This window comes from Mesorhizobium sp. B2-4-7 (genome assembly GCF_006442685.1).
Classification (GTDB): domain Bacteria; phylum Pseudomonadota; class Alphaproteobacteria; order Rhizobiales; family Rhizobiaceae; genus Mesorhizobium.
The window spans coordinates 1,327,477-1,342,405 of record NZ_VFVH01000001.1; the positions used below are offsets into that span (position 1 = coordinate 1,327,477).

16 protein-coding genes and 1 pseudogene are annotated in these 14,929 nt (G+C 61.8%); 14 read left to right on the forward strand and 3 right to left on the reverse strand.

What is annotated here, in order from left to right:
- Positions 1-203 precede the first annotated feature (203 nt).
- The 4 genes from ugpC to FJ946_RS06545 all read left to right on the forward strand — a co-directional run bounded on the left by ugpC (position 204) and on the right by FJ946_RS06545 (position 4,590).
- Positions 204-1,286: a sn-glycerol-3-phosphate ABC transporter ATP-binding protein UgpC gene (gene ugpC, locus FJ946_RS06530; RefSeq protein ID WP_140524817.1), complete on the forward strand. Its 1,083-nt coding sequence runs from the start codon at positions 204-206 to the stop codon at positions 1,284-1,286.
- A 38-nt stretch (positions 1,287-1,324) separates the two neighbouring features.
- Entirely contained in the window at positions 1,325-2,650 is a 1,326-nt protein-coding gene (locus tag FJ946_RS06535; RefSeq protein ID WP_140498408.1) for an ABC transporter substrate-binding protein, read from the forward strand.
- A 106-nt stretch (positions 2,651-2,756) separates the two neighbouring features.
- Positions 2,757-3,695, forward strand: coding sequence for a sugar ABC transporter permease (locus FJ946_RS06540; protein ID WP_140498409.1), 939 nt, complete (start codon positions 2,757-2,759; stop codon positions 3,693-3,695).
- Between the two features lies 1 nt (position 3,696).
- Entirely contained in the window at positions 3,697-4,590 is an 894-nt protein-coding gene (locus tag FJ946_RS06545) for a carbohydrate ABC transporter permease (RefSeq protein WP_140498410.1), read from the forward strand.
- 38 nt (positions 4,591-4,628) lie between these two features.
- Here the strand turns inward: FJ946_RS06545 and FJ946_RS06550 are convergent, their stop codons facing one another.
- Together FJ946_RS06550 and FJ946_RS06555 are read right to left on the reverse strand one after the other, a co-directional pair.
- On the reverse strand, positions 4,629-5,747 hold the full coding sequence (locus tag FJ946_RS06550; RefSeq protein WP_140566405.1) for a mandelate racemase/muconate lactonizing enzyme family protein: 1,119 nt from the start codon (positions 5,745-5,747) through the stop codon (positions 4,629-4,631).
- 27 nt (positions 5,748-5,774) lie between these two features.
- Positions 5,775-6,521, reverse strand: a complete 747-nt coding sequence (locus FJ946_RS06555; protein ID WP_140524820.1) for an amino acid ABC transporter ATP-binding protein — start codon at positions 6,519-6,521, stop codon at positions 5,775-5,777.
- 119 nt (positions 6,522-6,640) lie between these two features.
- Between FJ946_RS06555 and FJ946_RS06560 the strand changes: the two genes are divergently transcribed.
- The 10 genes from FJ946_RS06560 to FJ946_RS06605 all read left to right on the forward strand — a co-directional run bounded on the left by FJ946_RS06560 (position 6,641) and on the right by FJ946_RS06605 (position 14,464).
- A complete protein-coding gene (locus FJ946_RS06560) occupies positions 6,641-7,324 on the forward strand; it encodes a GntR family transcriptional regulator (RefSeq protein ID WP_140566402.1) in 684 nt (227 codons plus the stop codon).
- 15 nt (positions 7,325-7,339) lie between these two features.
- Positions 7,340-8,011: an amino acid ABC transporter permease gene (locus FJ946_RS06565; RefSeq protein WP_140566399.1), complete on the forward strand. Its 672-nt coding sequence runs from the start codon at positions 7,340-7,342 to the stop codon at positions 8,009-8,011.
- Between the two features lie 2 nt (positions 8,012-8,013).
- Positions 8,014-8,667 (forward strand): amino acid ABC transporter permease, encoded by a 654-nt coding sequence (locus FJ946_RS06570; protein WP_140566396.1) that lies wholly within the window; start codon positions 8,014-8,016, stop codon positions 8,665-8,667.
- A gap of 34 nt (positions 8,668-8,701) precedes the next feature.
- Positions 8,702-9,232 carry a transporter substrate-binding domain-containing protein gene (locus tag FJ946_RS06575; protein ID WP_181167720.1) on the forward strand — a complete coding sequence of 177 codons (531 nt, stop codon included), beginning with the start codon at positions 8,702-8,704 and terminating at the stop codon, positions 9,230-9,232.
- Positions 9,233-9,301: 69 nt separating this feature from the next.
- The gene (locus FJ946_RS06580; protein ID WP_140566391.1) at positions 9,302-10,411 is read left to right on the forward strand and encodes an enolase C-terminal domain-like protein; all 1,110 of its coding nucleotides are present in this window, start codon (positions 9,302-9,304) and stop codon (positions 10,409-10,411) included.
- 5 nt (positions 10,412-10,416) lie between these two features.
- The gene (locus FJ946_RS06585) at positions 10,417-11,451 is read left to right on the forward strand and encodes a zinc-binding alcohol dehydrogenase family protein (RefSeq protein ID WP_140566388.1); all 1,035 of its coding nucleotides are present in this window, start codon (positions 10,417-10,419) and stop codon (positions 11,449-11,451) included.
- Complete coding sequence (locus FJ946_RS06590) at positions 11,448-12,209, forward strand: SDR family oxidoreductase (RefSeq protein WP_140566386.1); 762 nt, start codon at positions 11,448-11,450, stop codon at positions 12,207-12,209. Before FJ946_RS06585 ends, FJ946_RS06590 begins: the two co-directional genes overlap by 4 nt.
- A 29-nt stretch (positions 12,210-12,238) precedes the next feature.
- Positions 12,239-12,928, forward strand: coding sequence for an RraA family protein (locus FJ946_RS06595; RefSeq protein ID WP_140566383.1), 690 nt, complete (start codon positions 12,239-12,241; stop codon positions 12,926-12,928).
- Positions 12,929-12,935: 7 nt separating this feature from the next.
- Positions 12,936-13,232, forward strand: coding sequence for a UxaA family hydrolase (locus FJ946_RS06600; protein ID WP_140498421.1), 297 nt, complete (start codon positions 12,936-12,938; stop codon positions 13,230-13,232).
- Positions 13,229-14,464 carry a UxaA family hydrolase gene (locus FJ946_RS06605; protein ID WP_140514973.1) on the forward strand — a complete coding sequence of 412 codons (1,236 nt, stop codon included), beginning with the start codon at positions 13,229-13,231 and terminating at the stop codon, positions 14,462-14,464. Before FJ946_RS06600 ends, FJ946_RS06605 begins: the two co-directional genes overlap by 4 nt.
- Positions 14,465-14,732: 268 nt before the next feature.
- Here FJ946_RS06605 and FJ946_RS30960 read toward each other — a convergent pair.
- Positions 14,733-14,929 (reverse strand): annotated as a pseudogene (locus FJ946_RS30960) (hypothetical protein); the annotation flags it as partial.

Here is a 14,929-nt window from a genome sequence, read left to right on the forward strand (position 1 = left end):
TGTCTCCAGCCATGTGGTGGGCAGTCCAGTGAGCAACCGGGAATGCAGCCTGGATGTTTATCGAAGCGCCTGCTTTACAGGCAGGTTTGGTAGCGCTACCGTCTCCGTATCGCGTGACCACATGAAGGTTGGAGGGCCGTCGCCGGGAGAGGTCAGCGGTTCCTTCGAAGAGACGTCGCGGGAATCGTTCGGGAGGAGGATCGATGGCGTCTGTCGCGATTAGCGAGGTTCACAAATCATTCGGGACCGTCGAGGTTCTGCACGGCGTCAGCGTGAACATCGACGATGGCGAATTCGTCACGCTGGTCGGGCCGTCGGGTTGCGGAAAATCAACCCTGCTCAGGATGATCGCGGGCCTGGAAAAGATTTCGCGGGGCGAGATTGCGATTGGCGAACGTGTCGTCAACAACGTTGCGCCGAAGGAACGCGACGTCGCTATGGTCTTCCAGAACTATGCGCTCTACCCGCATATGACCGTCGCCGAGAACATGGCATTCTCGCTCATGCTCAAGGGCGTTTCGAAGGCTGAGAGCGGCGCCGGCGTTCAGCGCGCTGCGGAAATTCTGGGGCTGGTGCCGCTGTTGGCGCGCTATCCCCGCCAGCTTTCCGGCGGACAGCGCCAGCGGGTTGCCATGGGGCGGGCGATCGTGCGCGATCCGGCGGTTTTCCTGTTCGACGAACCGCTGTCCAATCTTGACGCCAAGCTCAGGGTGCAGATGCGCGCCGAGATCAAGGAACTGCACCAGCGCCTGAAAACCACGACGGTCTATGTTACCCATGACCAGATCGAAGCCATGACCATGGCGGACAAGATCGTGGTCATGCATGACGGCATCGTCGAGCAGATCGGGCCGCCGCTGGAACTCTACGACAGGCCGGACAATCTCTTCGTCGCCAGTTTCATCGGCTCGCCCGCCATGAATTTGCTGCGGGGCGAAATCGCGACGAACGGGTCGCCGTCCTTTCGGGGCGCGGGCGGAATTTCCGTGCCGTTGGACGCAGCATCGTCCGTCAAAGGCGGCGAGCCGGTGGTGCTGGGCATACGGCCCGAGCATTTGCGGCTGTCCGATCAGGGCATTGCGGTCACCATCGCGGTGATCGAGCCGACCGGGTCGGAGGTACAGCTCATCGGCCGGACAGCCGGCGGTGAAGAGATCGTGGCCAACTTCCGGGAACGTCATTCCTTCACGCCGGGCGAAACCATCCGGCTCACCGCCGAACCCGGGCTCATTCATCTCTTCCACGGCGAAACCGGGCAGCGGCTTCAAACGCGCAGCAAGCTGTAGAGACCAAAGGGCAAGAGAAACAAACAGGAGGAACGAGCATGAAATTCACCAGACGTGACGTGATCCGCACGACGGCCGGCGCTGCCGCCGGCGTTTTGGGAAGCCGCTTCGCCGGCTCCCCGGCATTCGCCCAGGAGGGGCTGAAGTACAAGCCGGAGGACGGTGCGAAGCTCAGGCTGCTGCGCTGGTCGCCTTTCGTGCAGGGCGACGAGGACCAGTGGCTGAAAAACACCAAGCGGTTCACCGAAGCGACGGGCGTGGAGGTACGTGTCGACAAGGAAAGCTGGGAAGACATTCGCCCCAAGGCAGCGGTCGCCGCCAATGTCGGTTCAGGTCCGGATCTGATGTTCGTCTGGTTCGACGACCCGCATCAGTATCCCGACAAGCTGCACGACGTGACGGAACTGGGCGAGTATCTGGGCTCGAAATACGGCGGCTGGCACGACGGACCAAAGCAATATGCTACCCGGGAAGGCAAATTCATCGGCTTGCCGCTCGCCACCATCGGAAATGCCATCGTCTATCGGGAAAGCTGGGTAAAAGAGGCCGGCTTTTCGGAGTTCCCCAAGGACACGAAAGGCTTCCTCGAACTTTGCAAGGCCTTGCAGGCGAAGGGGCATCCGGCCGGCTTCACGCACGGCCATGGTGTTGGCGATGGCAACAACTATGCGCACTGGCTGCTGTGGAGCCATGGCGGCCAGATGGTCGACGAGAGCGGCAAGGTGACGATCAACAGCCCCGAGACCCTCAAGGCGATCGAATACGCGCAGGAACTCTACAAGACTTTTATTCCAGGTACCGAAAGCTGGCTCGACGTCAACAACAATCGCGCCTTCCTGGCCGGCGAACTCAGTGTGATCGCCAATGGCATTTCCGCCTACAACACGGCCAAGATCAACAAGGACAATGATCCGAAGCTGGCGGAAATGGCCAAGGACATACGCACCACCAACCTGCCGATCGGTCCTGTCGGCAAATCCGTCGAATTGTTCCAGGTGACCACAGCCGTCATCTTCGACTACACGCCCTACCCCAACGCGGCCAAAGCCTATCTGCAATTCATGTTCGAGGACCCGCAAATGCCGGACTGGATCACCTCCTCGGCGGGCTACTGCTGCCAGACGCTCAAGGCGTTCGACAACAATCCGGTGTGGACAGCCGATCCGAACAATGCCGCTTACGCCAAGGCTTCGGCGACGCTGCGGCCCAACGGCTATGCCGGGCCGCTCGGCTATGCCTCGGCGGCGACCATGGCCGACTATGTCCTGGTCGACATGTTCGCCAAGGCCGTCACGGGACAGGCCACGCCCCAGGAGGCAATGGAAGAGGCGGAGAAGCGCGCAAACCGGTATTATCGCGTTTGATCGACGCCAGCTGAGCCTGGCGGCTCTGCCCCACGCTATCGGACCCTCCGGAAGCGCAGGGCGGTCGCCAGGCCGTTCAATGAGACCCTTGCAGGGAGCCCGCCCCATGGCCGTGCCGTCCGTCGCCGCTCAGCCGCGTTCCTCGATGCTGTCGCGCCTGGCCGAGAGCAGGAATGCGCTTGGCTTCGGCTTCATGCTGCCGGCGGCGGCATTGCTGCTTGTCTTCCTGACCTATCCGCTTGGGCTCGGCGTCTGGCTCGGCTTCACCGATGCCCGCATCGGCCGTCCCGGCATCTTCATCGGCATCGAGAACTATGAATATCTGTGGAGCGACGCCGTTTTCTGGCTCTCCGTCTTCAATACCCTGCTCTACACCGTCAGCGCCTCGATCCTGAAATTCGCGCTTGGCCTCTGGCTGGCGCTCATCCTCAATCAGAATCTTCCCTTCAAATCGTTCTTCCGCGCGATTGTCCTGCTGCCGTGGGTGGTGCCGACGGTGCTCTCGGCAATCGCCTTCTGGTGGATTTACGATTCGCAGTTCTCGATCCTGTCCTGGGCGCTCCAGCAGATGGGCCTGATCGACCATCGCATCAATTTCCTCGGCGATCCGGAGAACGCGCGTGCTTCGGTGATCGCGGCCAATGTCTGGCGCGGCATCCCTTTCGTAGCCATCACGCTGCTTGCCGGCTTGCAGACAATCCCCCAATCGCTTTACGAGGCCGCCACGCTCGACGGCGCCAGCCGCTGGCAATTGTTTCGCCATGTGACGCTGCCGCTGCTCACCCCTATCATCGCGATCACGATGACGTTCTCGGTGCTGTTCACCTTCACGGATTTCCAGCTGATCTATGTGCTGACCCGCGGCGGACCGGTAAATGCCACCCATCTGATGGCGACGCTGTCGTTCCAGCGCGGCATTTCGGGCGGCCAGCTCGGCGAGGGCGCTGCGATCGCGGTCGCCATGATCCCATTCCTCCTTGCCGCAATCCTGTTCAGTTATTTCGGCTTGCAACGCCGTAAATGGCAGCAGGGGGGCGGAGACTGACATGGCTGCGACCAGGAAGACAAAACAGCCGCAGCTCGATGAAGGCGGCATGGGCTATTTGCAGAGCGTGCCGCGCCGTGTGGTGACGGTCTATCTCCCCCTGCTCGTGTTCGTCATCGTGCTCTTATTCCCGTTCTACTGGATGACGATCACAGCGGTTAAGCCCAATGTCGAAATGACCGACTATGCCAATTTCAACCCGCTCTGGGTCGTGCATCCGACATTGGAGCACATCCGCTATCTTCTCTTCGAGACGTCCTATCCGGGCTGGCTGCTCAACACGATCATCATTTCGACCGCCGCCACTTTCCTGTCGCTGGTGGCGTCGGTTTTCGCGGCCTATGCGATCGAGCGGCTGCGGTTCTCCGGGGCACGGCAGGTCGGCCTCGCGGTGTTCCTCGCCTATCTCGTGCCGCCCTCGATACTGTTCATCCCCTTGTCGGTGATGGTGTTCAACCTCGGGCTTTACGACACACCCTTCGCGCTCATCCTCACCTACCCGACCTTCCTGATCCCCTTCTGCACCTGGCTGCTGATGGGTTACTTCCGCTCCATCCCCTTTGAACTGGAAGAATGCGCGCTCATAGACGGGGCAAGCCGCTGGCAGATCCTGAGCAAGATCGTGCTGCCCCTGTCGGTGCCAGGCCTGATCTCGGCGGGCATATTCGCATTCACCCTGTCATGGAACGAGTTCATCTATGCCTTGACGTTCATCCAGTCGTCCGAAAACAAGACCGTGCCGGTCGGGGTGCTCACCGAACTCGTCCGCTCCGACGTCTATGAGTGGGGTGCCCTGATGGCGGGCGCGCTGATCGGATCCCTGCCGGTCGTCGTGCTTTACTCGTTCTTCGTCGAGCACTATGTCTCCTCGATGACCGGCGCGGTGAAGGAATAGCGCCGCCCCGATGCCGCGGGCGCTTTTCCTGGAATGCCCTAGCCCAGGCTTTTGCCGTAGCGGGCAAAGCTTTCGGCCAGGACGGTCGTGCTCGCACCGGCCCGTTCGGGCCGTTTGTAGATGCCGCCTTCGACGCGGATCGGCTCCTCGAAGTGATCCTTGATCCAGGGGATGTATTCGAGGATCGTCGATGCAGGATGCCAGTAGCTCAGATGCACATGCACCTGGCTCATCTCCCCTGCATGCGGAACGACGGGAAGCCGATGCGCCAGTGCCAGGTCCGCGACCTGGATGTATTCGGTTATTCCTCCGAGCCGCGTGACGTCCGGCTGGACGTAGGCGACGGCTCCTGCATCGACGAAGGAGCGGAACGCGTCGATGGTGTAGAGCTGCTCGCCGAGCGCGATCGGGATCGATGTATTGCGCGCGAGCGTCGCGTGGCTGGCGACATCGTCATACCAGAGCGGCTCCTCGAACCAGTAGATATCGAGGTCGCGCGCCAGCGCGCAGAACCGCTGGCAGGTCGGAAGATCCCACTTGCCGTTGCCGTCGATTGCGATCCGGATCCTTGATCCGACACGTTTGCGCACAGCCGCCAGGCGCTCGACGTCGACATTTGGGTCGTCATGGCCGACCTTGATCTTGATGTGTGTGAATCCATCCTCCTCGACGGCTTTCGCGGAGCCGCGCAGCAACGTGTCCAGGTCGAACGAAATCCAGCCGATATCGGTATTGTAAGCCTCCAGGGCATCGGTGCGCGCGCCGCCGAGATAACTCCACAGCGGCAGGCCCGCCCATTTCGCCTTCAGATCCCACAGCGCGATATCGATTGCAGCCAGCGCCAGATGCGTGATGCCGGCCCGACCGACCCATTGAAGCGAAGGATGGCGCGCAAGCCTGGTCCATAGGCGCTGATGATCCGAGGCGTCTTCGCCTACCAGAAGCGGCGCGTAACACTCGCCGATGCAGGACGTTATCAGCCGGTCGGCGGCCAGATGGGCATGCGTGCCGGTGAAGCCATAACCTTCCAGCCCGTCCGTGGTGACGATCTTGGCACCCACGACACCCCAATGGGTGATGCTGTGGGTCGAGTCCGAAATGGAGTCCGAGGTGAGTGGAAGATGGAGAATGAACGGGCGGACGGAGGCGATTTTCATCTATGACCCTTGGCGGATATGAATTTGTCAATGAAGGAGCTGCGAGAGGAATTCGCGTGCACGCTGATGCTTCGGGGCTGCGAAGAAGTCCTTCGGCGTGGCCTCCTCGAGTATCCGGCCCTTGTCCATGAAGACGACCCGGTCGGCCACCTGGCTGGCGAAGCCCATTTCATGCGTCACACAGATCATCGTCATGCCTTCGGAGGCCAGCGAGACCATGGTGTCGAGCACTTCCTTGACCATTTCCGGATCGAGAGCCGAGGTCGGTTCATCGAAGAGCATGATCCTGGGTTGCATGCAGAGCGCTCGGGCGATCGCGACGCGCTGCTGCTGACCGCCGGAAAGCTGGGACGGATACTTGTCCGCCTGATCTGCGATCCGAACCTTTTGCAACATCTCCAGCGCTCTCTCCGAAGCGTCCTTGCGGGATTTTCCGAGCACGCGGACCGGCGCCAGCGTACAATTCTCGATTACCTTGAGATGCGGGAAGAGGTTGAACTGCTGGAACACCATGCCGATGTCCCGGCGCGGAACCATACGTCCATGGGACTTCTCGACCAGCGGTTTTCCGTCGATTTCCACCGAGCCTTGCTGGAGGTCTTCCAAGCCGTTGATGCAGCGGATCAAGGTCGACTTGCCTGAGCCCGACGGCCCGCAGACGACGATCTTTTCGCCCTTCGCCACCTCAAGGCTGACGTGATCGAGCGCCTGAAACCCGCCGAACATCTTCACCGCGTCGCGCAGTTTCACAAAGGCGCTGCCGTTGGCGTCCATGAACTCCTCCTTGTTGCGAGGTTGGCTTGTAACCCGAAAGATCGAAATCGGAAAATAAAAAATTTTCTATTTTTAATTTTTCTGTTGCGCCGAACCGGAACCTGATCGATGCTTGGGCCATGAGCATGATCAAGACAACATTGGCCGAGCAGGCCTATCAGGAGCTGCGGTCGCGGATCGTCGGCGGCAGACTGGCAGGCGGGCAGCGCCTGTTGCCAAACGAATTGGCGGCGGAACTGGGCATCAGTCCCACGCCTATCAAGGAAGCCTGCCTGCGGCTGGAGGCGGACGGGCTTCTCGTCAATTCCTCCCGGCGCGGCATGGTGGTCCGCAGCTTCAACGAGGAAGCGGTCGAGGAATTATACGCGGCCAGGACACTGCTCGAGAAAGGGGCCGTGGAAGCAGCCTTCGACGCAGAACGGCTCGATGAGGCGCTGCGGGCGAAGCTCCAAGACAGCCTGGAAAACCACAGGCGCTTCGCCAAGGGATCGTCGCTCGACGATCTGGCGAAGGCGCTCTTCCATGACCGGGCCTTCCACAGTTCGCTCGTCGGCGCCGCGGGGATCCCGATGATCTCCGAGGCCCATTCCCGCATTGTCGGCCAGACGCATACGGTCTTCGTCTCGATTCCAGGCGATTACAGCCGCTCGGTCGAGGAGCACCAAAATATTCTCGATGCCATCATCGCCGGCAAGAAGAGCCAGATCCTCGCGGCGCTTCAGCGACATCTCGAGAGAAGCCGGCAGAACACCTTGCGCCAGGTGAAAGTCCTTGCGCGAGCGATCGAACCGAACCTTGTTTAAAGACCGGGGACGAGTGTGGAGTACCTAGATTTTTCCGGGACATTCGCGCGCGGCGACCTGTTCGTGCACGCCGCCATGCTGACCGTCGGCCTGTCGGCCGCCGCGCTGGTTCTGGGCATGTGCGTCGGCATCGTCGGCGCCCTGATGAGACTTTCGAGCTCGAAAGTCCTCTCCTCAATCGCGGCCGCCTATGTGGAGATCATCCGCAACACGCCGTTTCTGGTGCAGATCTATATCGTCTATTTCGGCCTGCCCTCGGTCGGCATCCGCATTTCCGAAGTGACGGCGGCCATCCTCTCCCTGACGCTCTACGCGGGCGCCTATATCACCGAGATCGTCCGTGCCGGCATCCAGACGATCGGCAAGGGACAGCGGGAGGCGGCGCACACGCTTGGCATGTCACCGTATCTCACCTTCCGCTATGTCGTTCTGCTGCCGGCGATTTCAGCGATCTTCCCGGCACTGACCAGCCAGTTCATCCTGATCATGCTGGCGTCCAGCGTCGTTTCCGTCATCTCCGTCCCGGAACTGACCGGCGTCGCCAATGATGTGCAGGGCCTGACCTTCCGAAGCCTGGAAGCCTATCTCGTGGTCGCGGCCATCTACCTTGTCCTGACGGCTGCATTCAAAGGCGTCTTCGCACTGATTGAGCGTGCCCTCTTCTCCTTCCGCTTTGCAGGGCGATGACGATGTTCCAGACCTTCAACCTCCATCATGTCGGGTTTCTGCTGCAATGTGCGACGTGGACGGTCGTCCTCTCGGGAATTGCGCTTGCAGGCGGCGCCATCGGCGGATCGATTATCGCCCTCATGCGCCTCTCCCGCTTCGCCTGGATGCGCTGGATCGCACAGGCCTATATCTATGTCATCCAGGGAACGCCTCTGCTCGTCATTCTCTTCATCGCCTATTTCGGCGTCGCCAATCTCGGCTATGACCTTCCGGCGATCTACGCGGCCGGCCTTGGATTTACGCTCTACAGCAGCGCGTTCCTCGGCGAGATCTGGCGCGGGTCGATCCAGTCGATCAGCAAGGGGCAATGGGAAGCGTCGTTCGTGCTGGCGCTTGGCTGGCGGCACACGATGACCGACGTCATCATCCCGCAGGCGCTTCGCGTCGCCATTCCTCCGACGGTCGGCTTCTCCGTTCAGGTCGTCAAGAACACCGCGCTTGCTTCGGTCGTCGGCTTTATCGAACTGACGAGAGCAGGACAGATCGTCTCCAGCGCCACGTTCCAGCCGCTGCCCGTCTATCTGACGGTCGCGGCCATCTACTTCGGCATCTGCTCCATACTGTCCCATGCCAGCCGCCGCCTGGAGCGCCGCCTGCAGCAGGCAGCCAACTGAAGATCCGGTTCATCACACCAGGGAGGAAAGTATCATGCTATTGAAGAGACTTGCTGTCGGGGTCGCCGCGATGCTGGCGATGATATTGCCCGCAAAGGCCGAGAGCACGCTGGACGCCATCGTGCAGCGCGGCACCATCAATGTCGGCGTCGGCCTTGGAACGCCGCCTTATGGCCTGATGGACAGCAGCATGCAGCCCGACGGCTATGACGTGTCCGTGACGCGGGCCAGCACGAACGACATCGTCATGACCAAAAAGGCCGTCGAAGGCGCACAGATCCAGCGCTATGACGATGACGCGTCGACGTCCCAGGCGCTGTTCGCAGGTCAGGTCGAAGGCATCGTGACCAGCGGAGCGCTTGCCCGCGCCGTCGAGGAGCACGATCCCAACCTCAAGAAGCAGTTCGTCGTGGCGCAGGCGCCGATGGGCATAGGCCTGCGCCGCAACGACCCGGACTTCCTGCACTGGCTGAACACGGAGCTCTTCATGCTCCAGTCTACAGGTGAGCTGCAGGCCCTGCAGAAAAAATGGATGGGTGTCGAAGTCGACCTGCCCCGCTTCTGAGAATGACTGGATCCGGGACTCCCCCGGATCCACACATGCCGCTGCGATCGGTTTATCGAAGGTTTTTCCATGAAAATCACGGATGTGAAGGTGCGCTGCTGCCAGCGCAAACCAGGCGATTTTGCCGCCAGCGCGTTTCGAACCGGGGATTTCGCGAAGTTCGAATTTCTCACCGTCACCATGGCGACGGATACCGGGCTCGAGGCAACCGCCTTCGGGTTCGCCGGTCGTTCGGCGGCGGGCGCCGGCAGGCTGATTGCCGACACGCTGCGTCCGTTCTTCATCGGCCGCGACCCGCTCGACCGGGAAAAGGCATGGCACGATTTCCGGGTGGCCGACCGCTGGTGGGGCCACTTGCCGATCTATGCCTACGGACCATTCGACACCTGCCTCTGGCTGCTGTCGGCCACCGCCGCCGGGCAGCCTCTCTATAAATATCTCGGCGCCTTTCGCGAAAGCGTGCCGGTCTATGGCAGCTCGATGATCCTGTCGGGGCCGCAGGACTATGTGAAAGAGGCGCTGCGCGCCAGGGCCGAAGGGTTGCGGGCCTACAAGCTCCATACACCGGGACTCGACCTCGACTACGACATCGACGTCCATCGCCAGGTCCGCGCCGCCGTCGGGCCGGATTTCACGCTGATGTCGGACCCGGTCTCGATGTTCAATCTCGAGCAGTCGATCCGCTTCGGCCGCGAGCTGGAAAGGCTCGACTTCTACTGGCTGGAAGAGCCTTTATACGACGAGGACGTGCATTCGCTGCGGGAGCTCGCCCGCACCCTCGAAATCCCGCTCGTCGGGACGGAAGTCCTTGCGAAGCACCCTTACAGCATCGCCGAATGCATCTCGACGCGTGTCGTCGATCGCGTCCGGGCAGACGTTTCCTGGACGGGCGGCGTCACGGGCGTCATGAAGACGGCCCGCCTCGCCGAAGCCTTCGGCGTCAATTGCGAGATCCATACCGCCATCTTCCACCCGATGGAGATCGTCAACCTGCATTGCGCCGCAGCGATCAAGAACTGCGACTTCTTCGAAGTGCTCTATCCAGTGGAGAACTTCGCCTTCGGCCTCAAACAGCCGCTGCCGATCAAGGACGGCTACGCAATGCCGCCGTCAGCCCCCGGCCTCGGGGTCGAGATCGACTGGGATGCCATCGACAACAGCACGATCTGTGAGGCCTGAGCGCCATGATGAAAGCTGTCTGCCTCGAGGAACCCGGCAAGATCTCCCTGGTCGAATTGCCCGAACCAAAACCCGGCCAGGGCGAAGTCGCGGTGCGGATGGAGTATGTGGGGTATTGCGGTTCCGACCTGACGTCGTTTCGCGGCCTCAATCCGCTGATCTCCTACCCGCGCGTTCTGGGCCATGAAATCTCCGGCACCATCTCGGCGCTCGGCGACGGCGTCAGCGCGCTTGCGGTCGGCCAGTCCGTGACTATTCTTCCCTATTTCAATTGCGGCAAGTGCCGTGCCTGCCGCCTTGGCAGGCCGAACGCCTGCAAGGACAACCGGACGATGGGCGTCCAGTGCGAGGGCGCGATGGCCTCGATCGTCGTCGTTCCCGCGGGCAAGGTCATTCCGGTCGAGGGCATGCGCCAGCGGGACCTCGCGCTGATCGAGCCGCTTGCCGTCGGCTTCCATGCCGTCCGCCGCTCCGAGCTTTCGGCTGGAGAAACCGTCGTCATCCTTGGCTGCGGCGTCATCGGGCTCGGCGCCTTGCTCGGCGCTGTCAGGCGGGGCTCACGCGTGATCGCAGTGGACCTTAGCGCCGACAAACTCGCCGTTGCCAGGGTGCTCGGCGCCACTGACACCATCGATGCGTCGCGCGAAGATGTCCTGGCGCATGTCCTGGAACTGACCAGTGGGGACGGTCCGCAGGTCGTCATCGAGGCGGTCGGCGCGGATGCGACCTTTCGGCAGGCGATCGATCTCGTGGCGTCCTGCGGCCGGGTCGTCTATGTCGGCTACGCCAAGAACAAGATCGCTTACGACACCAAGTTCTTCCTGCTCAAGGAGATGGATATCCGCGGGTCGCGCGGCTCCGAGATCGCCGATTTCCACGATGTTATCGGCTATCTGAAGCAACATCGGGACGCCGGCGACCGCATCGTCTCACGCGTCGTGCCAATCGAGGAAGCCGGTGCGGCCATGCAAGCCTGGGACAAGAACCCCGGAGGCTTCACCAAGATCGTCGTCCGGATCGAAGCGAAGGAAGACGCATGAGCATCAAGGATATCTTCGGGCTGGAGGGGCAGCATGCGCTGGTGACCGGCGGCGGAAGCGGTCTCGGCCTTGCGATCGCCACCTGTTTCGTCGAAGCCGGCGCCAAGGTGACGATCGTCGGCACCAACGCCGCGAAGCTCGCTGCCGCCTGCGAGACGCTGGGGCCTTCCGCCACGAGCCATGTCTTCGACGTGACCGACACTGCCGGTGCCACGGGTTTCGCCAGCGAGGTGGCAAAAAAATCCGGACGCGTCTCGATCCTCGTCAACAATGCCGGCAACACGGTCAAGAAGCCGCTCGGCGAGATGAGCGTCGAGGCTTTCAATTCGGTGCTGAACGTCCATGTCGGCGGCGCCTTCGCCCTCTCGCGCGCCTTCCTGCCGCAGGTGACGGAAGCAAAGGGCAGCATCCTTTTCACCGCCTCGATGAGCTCCTTCCTCGGCATTCCCAACGTGATTGGCTATTCGGCGGCGAAATCCGCCTATGTCGGCATGGTGAGGGCGCTGGCGACCGAACTTGCGCCTAGCGGGGTACGCGTCAACGGTGTGGCACCAGGCTGGATCGACACCGCGCTTCTACGCCAGGCCACCGCAGCCGATCCGGAAAGGGCGCGCAAGATCAACAGCCGCATTCCCATGGGTCGTTTCGGCGAGGGCGCCGATATCGGCTGGGCCATGACCTACCTCGCCTCACGCGCCTCAGCCTATGTGACCGGCCATATACTGGTGGTCGACGGCGGCGCGCTGCACGGCTTCTGACCACTATAGTTTTTCGAGGGAGAAAACAGATGACGACCGATACTGACAAGGCGATCTTCGAAGTCATCCGCAAGGAACTCTTCACGGCCGTCGTCGGCGACGTGCTTGATGTAATGGGCCACCGCCGGCAGTTCCTGCCGGCCGGGATCGCGCCGTTGCAGCCGGAGATGAAAGTCATCGGCCGCGCGATGCCGGTGCTGGAGGCGGACGTGTTTTCCGGCGGTTCGCCGGATGCGCACGGTCCGCTCGCGAACAAACCGTTCGGCCTCATGATGGAAGCGCTGGACAGCCTGACGGAGAACGATGTCTACATCGCCAGCGGCTCCTCCTTCCGCTACGCGCTGTGGGGCGGGCTGATGTCCACCAGGGCCCAGAAGCTGAAGGCTGCCGGCGCCGTCCTCAACGGCTATATCCGCGACTCCTGGGAAATCGAAAAGCTCGGCTTTTCGGTCTTCTCGCGCGGCATCTATGCCCAGGACCAGGGCCCGCGAGGCAAGGTGATCGACTATGGCTGCCCAATCGAGATCGAAGGCATCCTGGTAACGCCCGGCGACCTGATCTTCGGCGACCGCGAGGGCGTGCTTGTGATCCCGCGCGAGGCGGAAAAGGAAGCGATCGAGCGCGCGATCGAGAAGGTCAGCACAGAGAACAAGGTCGCAACCGCGATCCGCGACGGCATGAGCGCCTGCGAAGCCTTCCGTACCTTCGGCGTCATGTGAGCCGACGATGGACGATCCTCGTCTGCTCCTGCTCTGCGATCACGACAATGTGCTGGTCGCCTGCCGGCGCATCGAAGCCGGTGAGACCATCATCGTTGGCGGCGAGTCGCGCATTCTGATCAAGGCCGTGGAGCTCGGCCACAAGCTGGCGCGGCTGCCGATCGCCCCGGGGATGAAGGTCATCAAATACGGCGTCCCGATCGGCTCGGCGACGCGGTCGATCGGACCCGGCGAGCACGTCCATATTCACAATCTGAAGAGCGACTACACCAAAACGCACGTAATAGCGGAGACCGGATCATGACCGGCGAACAGTCCACCATCCTCGGCTATCTCAGGCCGGACGGTCGCAAGGGCATCCGCAACATTGTGATCGTGGCCTATCTGGTAGAGTGCGCGCATCATGTCGGTCGCGAAATTGTCTCCCATTTCCGCGGCAGGGACGTGCATCTGATCGGCTTTCCAGGCTGCTTTCCCAATCCCTATGCGCAGCGGATGATGGAGCGTCTGTGTACGCATCCCAATGTCGCCGCGGTACTGCTGCTGTCACTGGGATGCGAAAGCTTCAACAAATTCTCGCTCGCCCGCACCGTCGAGGCAAGCGGACGGCCGGTGGCCACGCTGACGATCCAGGAAAACGGCGGTACTTTGTCGACGATTTCCGACGGCATCGAATGGGTCGGGCAACGCCTGCAAGAGCTGGGCGCGGTCGCGAGAGTGCCAATGGATGCGAGTGAACTTATTGTCGGCACGATCTGCGGCGGGTCGGACGGCACCAGCGGCATGACCGGCAACCCCGCCGCCGGCCTTGCCTTCGATCGGCTGGTCCGTGCGGGAGCAGCCTGTATTTTCGAGGAGACCGGCGAGCTGATCGGCTGCGAAGAGATCATGGCGAGCCGTGCCGTGACGCCTGAACTCGGCGTCGAGCTGCGCGCCTCCGTGGCAAAGGCAGCGCAATACTACGCGACGCTAGGCTATGGCAGTTTCGCTCCGGGCAATGCCGATGGCGGCCTATCCACCATCGAGGAGAAATCGATGGGTGCCTATGCCAAATCGGGCTCGTCGCCGATTTCGGGCCTCATCAAGCCGGGCGACATTCCCCCTGGCGGCGGACTCTACCTGATGGATGTCGTGCCGGACGGGGACGTGCGTTTTGGCTTCCCCAACATCTCGGACAATGCCGAGATCGTGGAGCTCATCGCTTCCGGTTGTCACCTCACGCTCTTCGTCACCGGCCGCGGTTCGGTCTCGGGGTCGGCGGTCGCACCGGTCATAAAGATCTGCGCCAATCCCGAAACATACCGTCGCCTGTCGGGCGACATGGACGTCGATGCCGGACGTATCCTCGAAGGGGCCGCCACCTTGTCGGATGTCGGCGACGAAATCTTCAATCTGGTTCTTGCTGTCGCCAATGGCCATGCGACGAAATCCGAACAACTCGGGCACCGCGAATTCATCCTGACCTACAAGACTTTCGAACCGATCGGTCCCGCATGTCTGCCGGGCGCACAGCGAAAGGCTGGTCACCGAAGCTGAAGCTGCCGGCGTTTGCCGTGTGCCTGCGAGCGCTGTTTGCCTCTGTGCTGAAGCTGCGCGATCCTTGACCAGCGCAGCAGCAAATGCGTGGCGGGCCGAACAATCTGGCGACAAGCTCACTCGTTTTGTTTGAAGCGCGGCACGCCGAAACGGATTCATGCGAGCCGCTTAGGTCTTGTTTTGCATGTCGCTAGATCGAACCGAGGTTGCTTGGGCAAACCAGCATTGGGCTGGCGGCTCGCAACCGCCTCACCTCCACACGGACAATTCAAATCAGCGGGCCTGCGTCAGCCATACGCCGCTTCCTGATATCTGGGGGAAGCGTCTTCTCGTTTTGGCGAGGGTTCTGTTCCGCCGGCGCGAATGAGCTGCCTGCCTGGTCGGAAAAAAACAGCTTCCAGCGGCCCGGGCGGAACGCTACCCGGCTCTTCTGCGCCGCGGGATGGTCGACGGGCAGCTCGATCT

Coding starts and splice junctions, on each gene's coding strand:
- FJ946_RS06585 (WP_140566388.1), top strand. CDS start 10,417: ATGATGAAAGCTGTCTGCCTCGAGGAACCCGGCAAGATCTCCCTGGTC.
- FJ946_RS06575 (WP_181167720.1), top strand. CDS start 8,702: ATGCTATTGAAGAGACTTGCTGTCGGGGTCGCCGCGATGCTGGCGATG.
- ugpC (WP_140524817.1), top strand. CDS start 204: ATGGCGTCTGTCGCGATTAGCGAGGTTCACAAATCATTCGGGACCGTC.
- FJ946_RS06535 (WP_140498408.1), top strand. CDS start 1,325: ATGAAATTCACCAGACGTGACGTGATCCGCACGACGGCCGGCGCTGCC.
- FJ946_RS06600 (WP_140498421.1), top strand. CDS start 12,936: ATGGACGATCCTCGTCTGCTCCTGCTCTGCGATCACGACAATGTGCTG.
- FJ946_RS06580 (WP_140566391.1), top strand. CDS start 9,302: ATGAAAATCACGGATGTGAAGGTGCGCTGCTGCCAGCGCAAACCAGGC.
- FJ946_RS06570 (WP_140566396.1), top strand. CDS start 8,014: ATGTTCCAGACCTTCAACCTCCATCATGTCGGGTTTCTGCTGCAATGT.
- FJ946_RS06595 (WP_140566383.1), top strand. CDS start 12,239: ATGACGACCGATACTGACAAGGCGATCTTCGAAGTCATCCGCAAGGAA.
- FJ946_RS06540 (WP_140498409.1), top strand. CDS start 2,757: ATGGCCGTGCCGTCCGTCGCCGCTCAGCCGCGTTCCTCGATGCTGTCG.
- FJ946_RS06605 (WP_140514973.1), top strand. CDS start 13,229: ATGACCGGCGAACAGTCCACCATCCTCGGCTATCTCAGGCCGGACGGT.
- FJ946_RS06550 (WP_140566405.1), bottom strand. CDS start 5,747: ATGAAAATCGCCTCCGTCCGCCCGTTCATTCTCCATCTTCCACTCACC.
- FJ946_RS06545 (WP_140498410.1), top strand. CDS start 3,697: ATGGCTGCGACCAGGAAGACAAAACAGCCGCAGCTCGATGAAGGCGGC.
- FJ946_RS06590 (WP_140566386.1), top strand. CDS start 11,448: ATGAGCATCAAGGATATCTTCGGGCTGGAGGGGCAGCATGCGCTGGTG.
- FJ946_RS06555 (WP_140524820.1), bottom strand. CDS start 6,521: ATGGACGCCAACGGCAGCGCCTTTGTGAAACTGCGCGACGCGGTGAAG.
- FJ946_RS06560 (WP_140566402.1), top strand. CDS start 6,641: ATGAGCATGATCAAGACAACATTGGCCGAGCAGGCCTATCAGGAGCTG.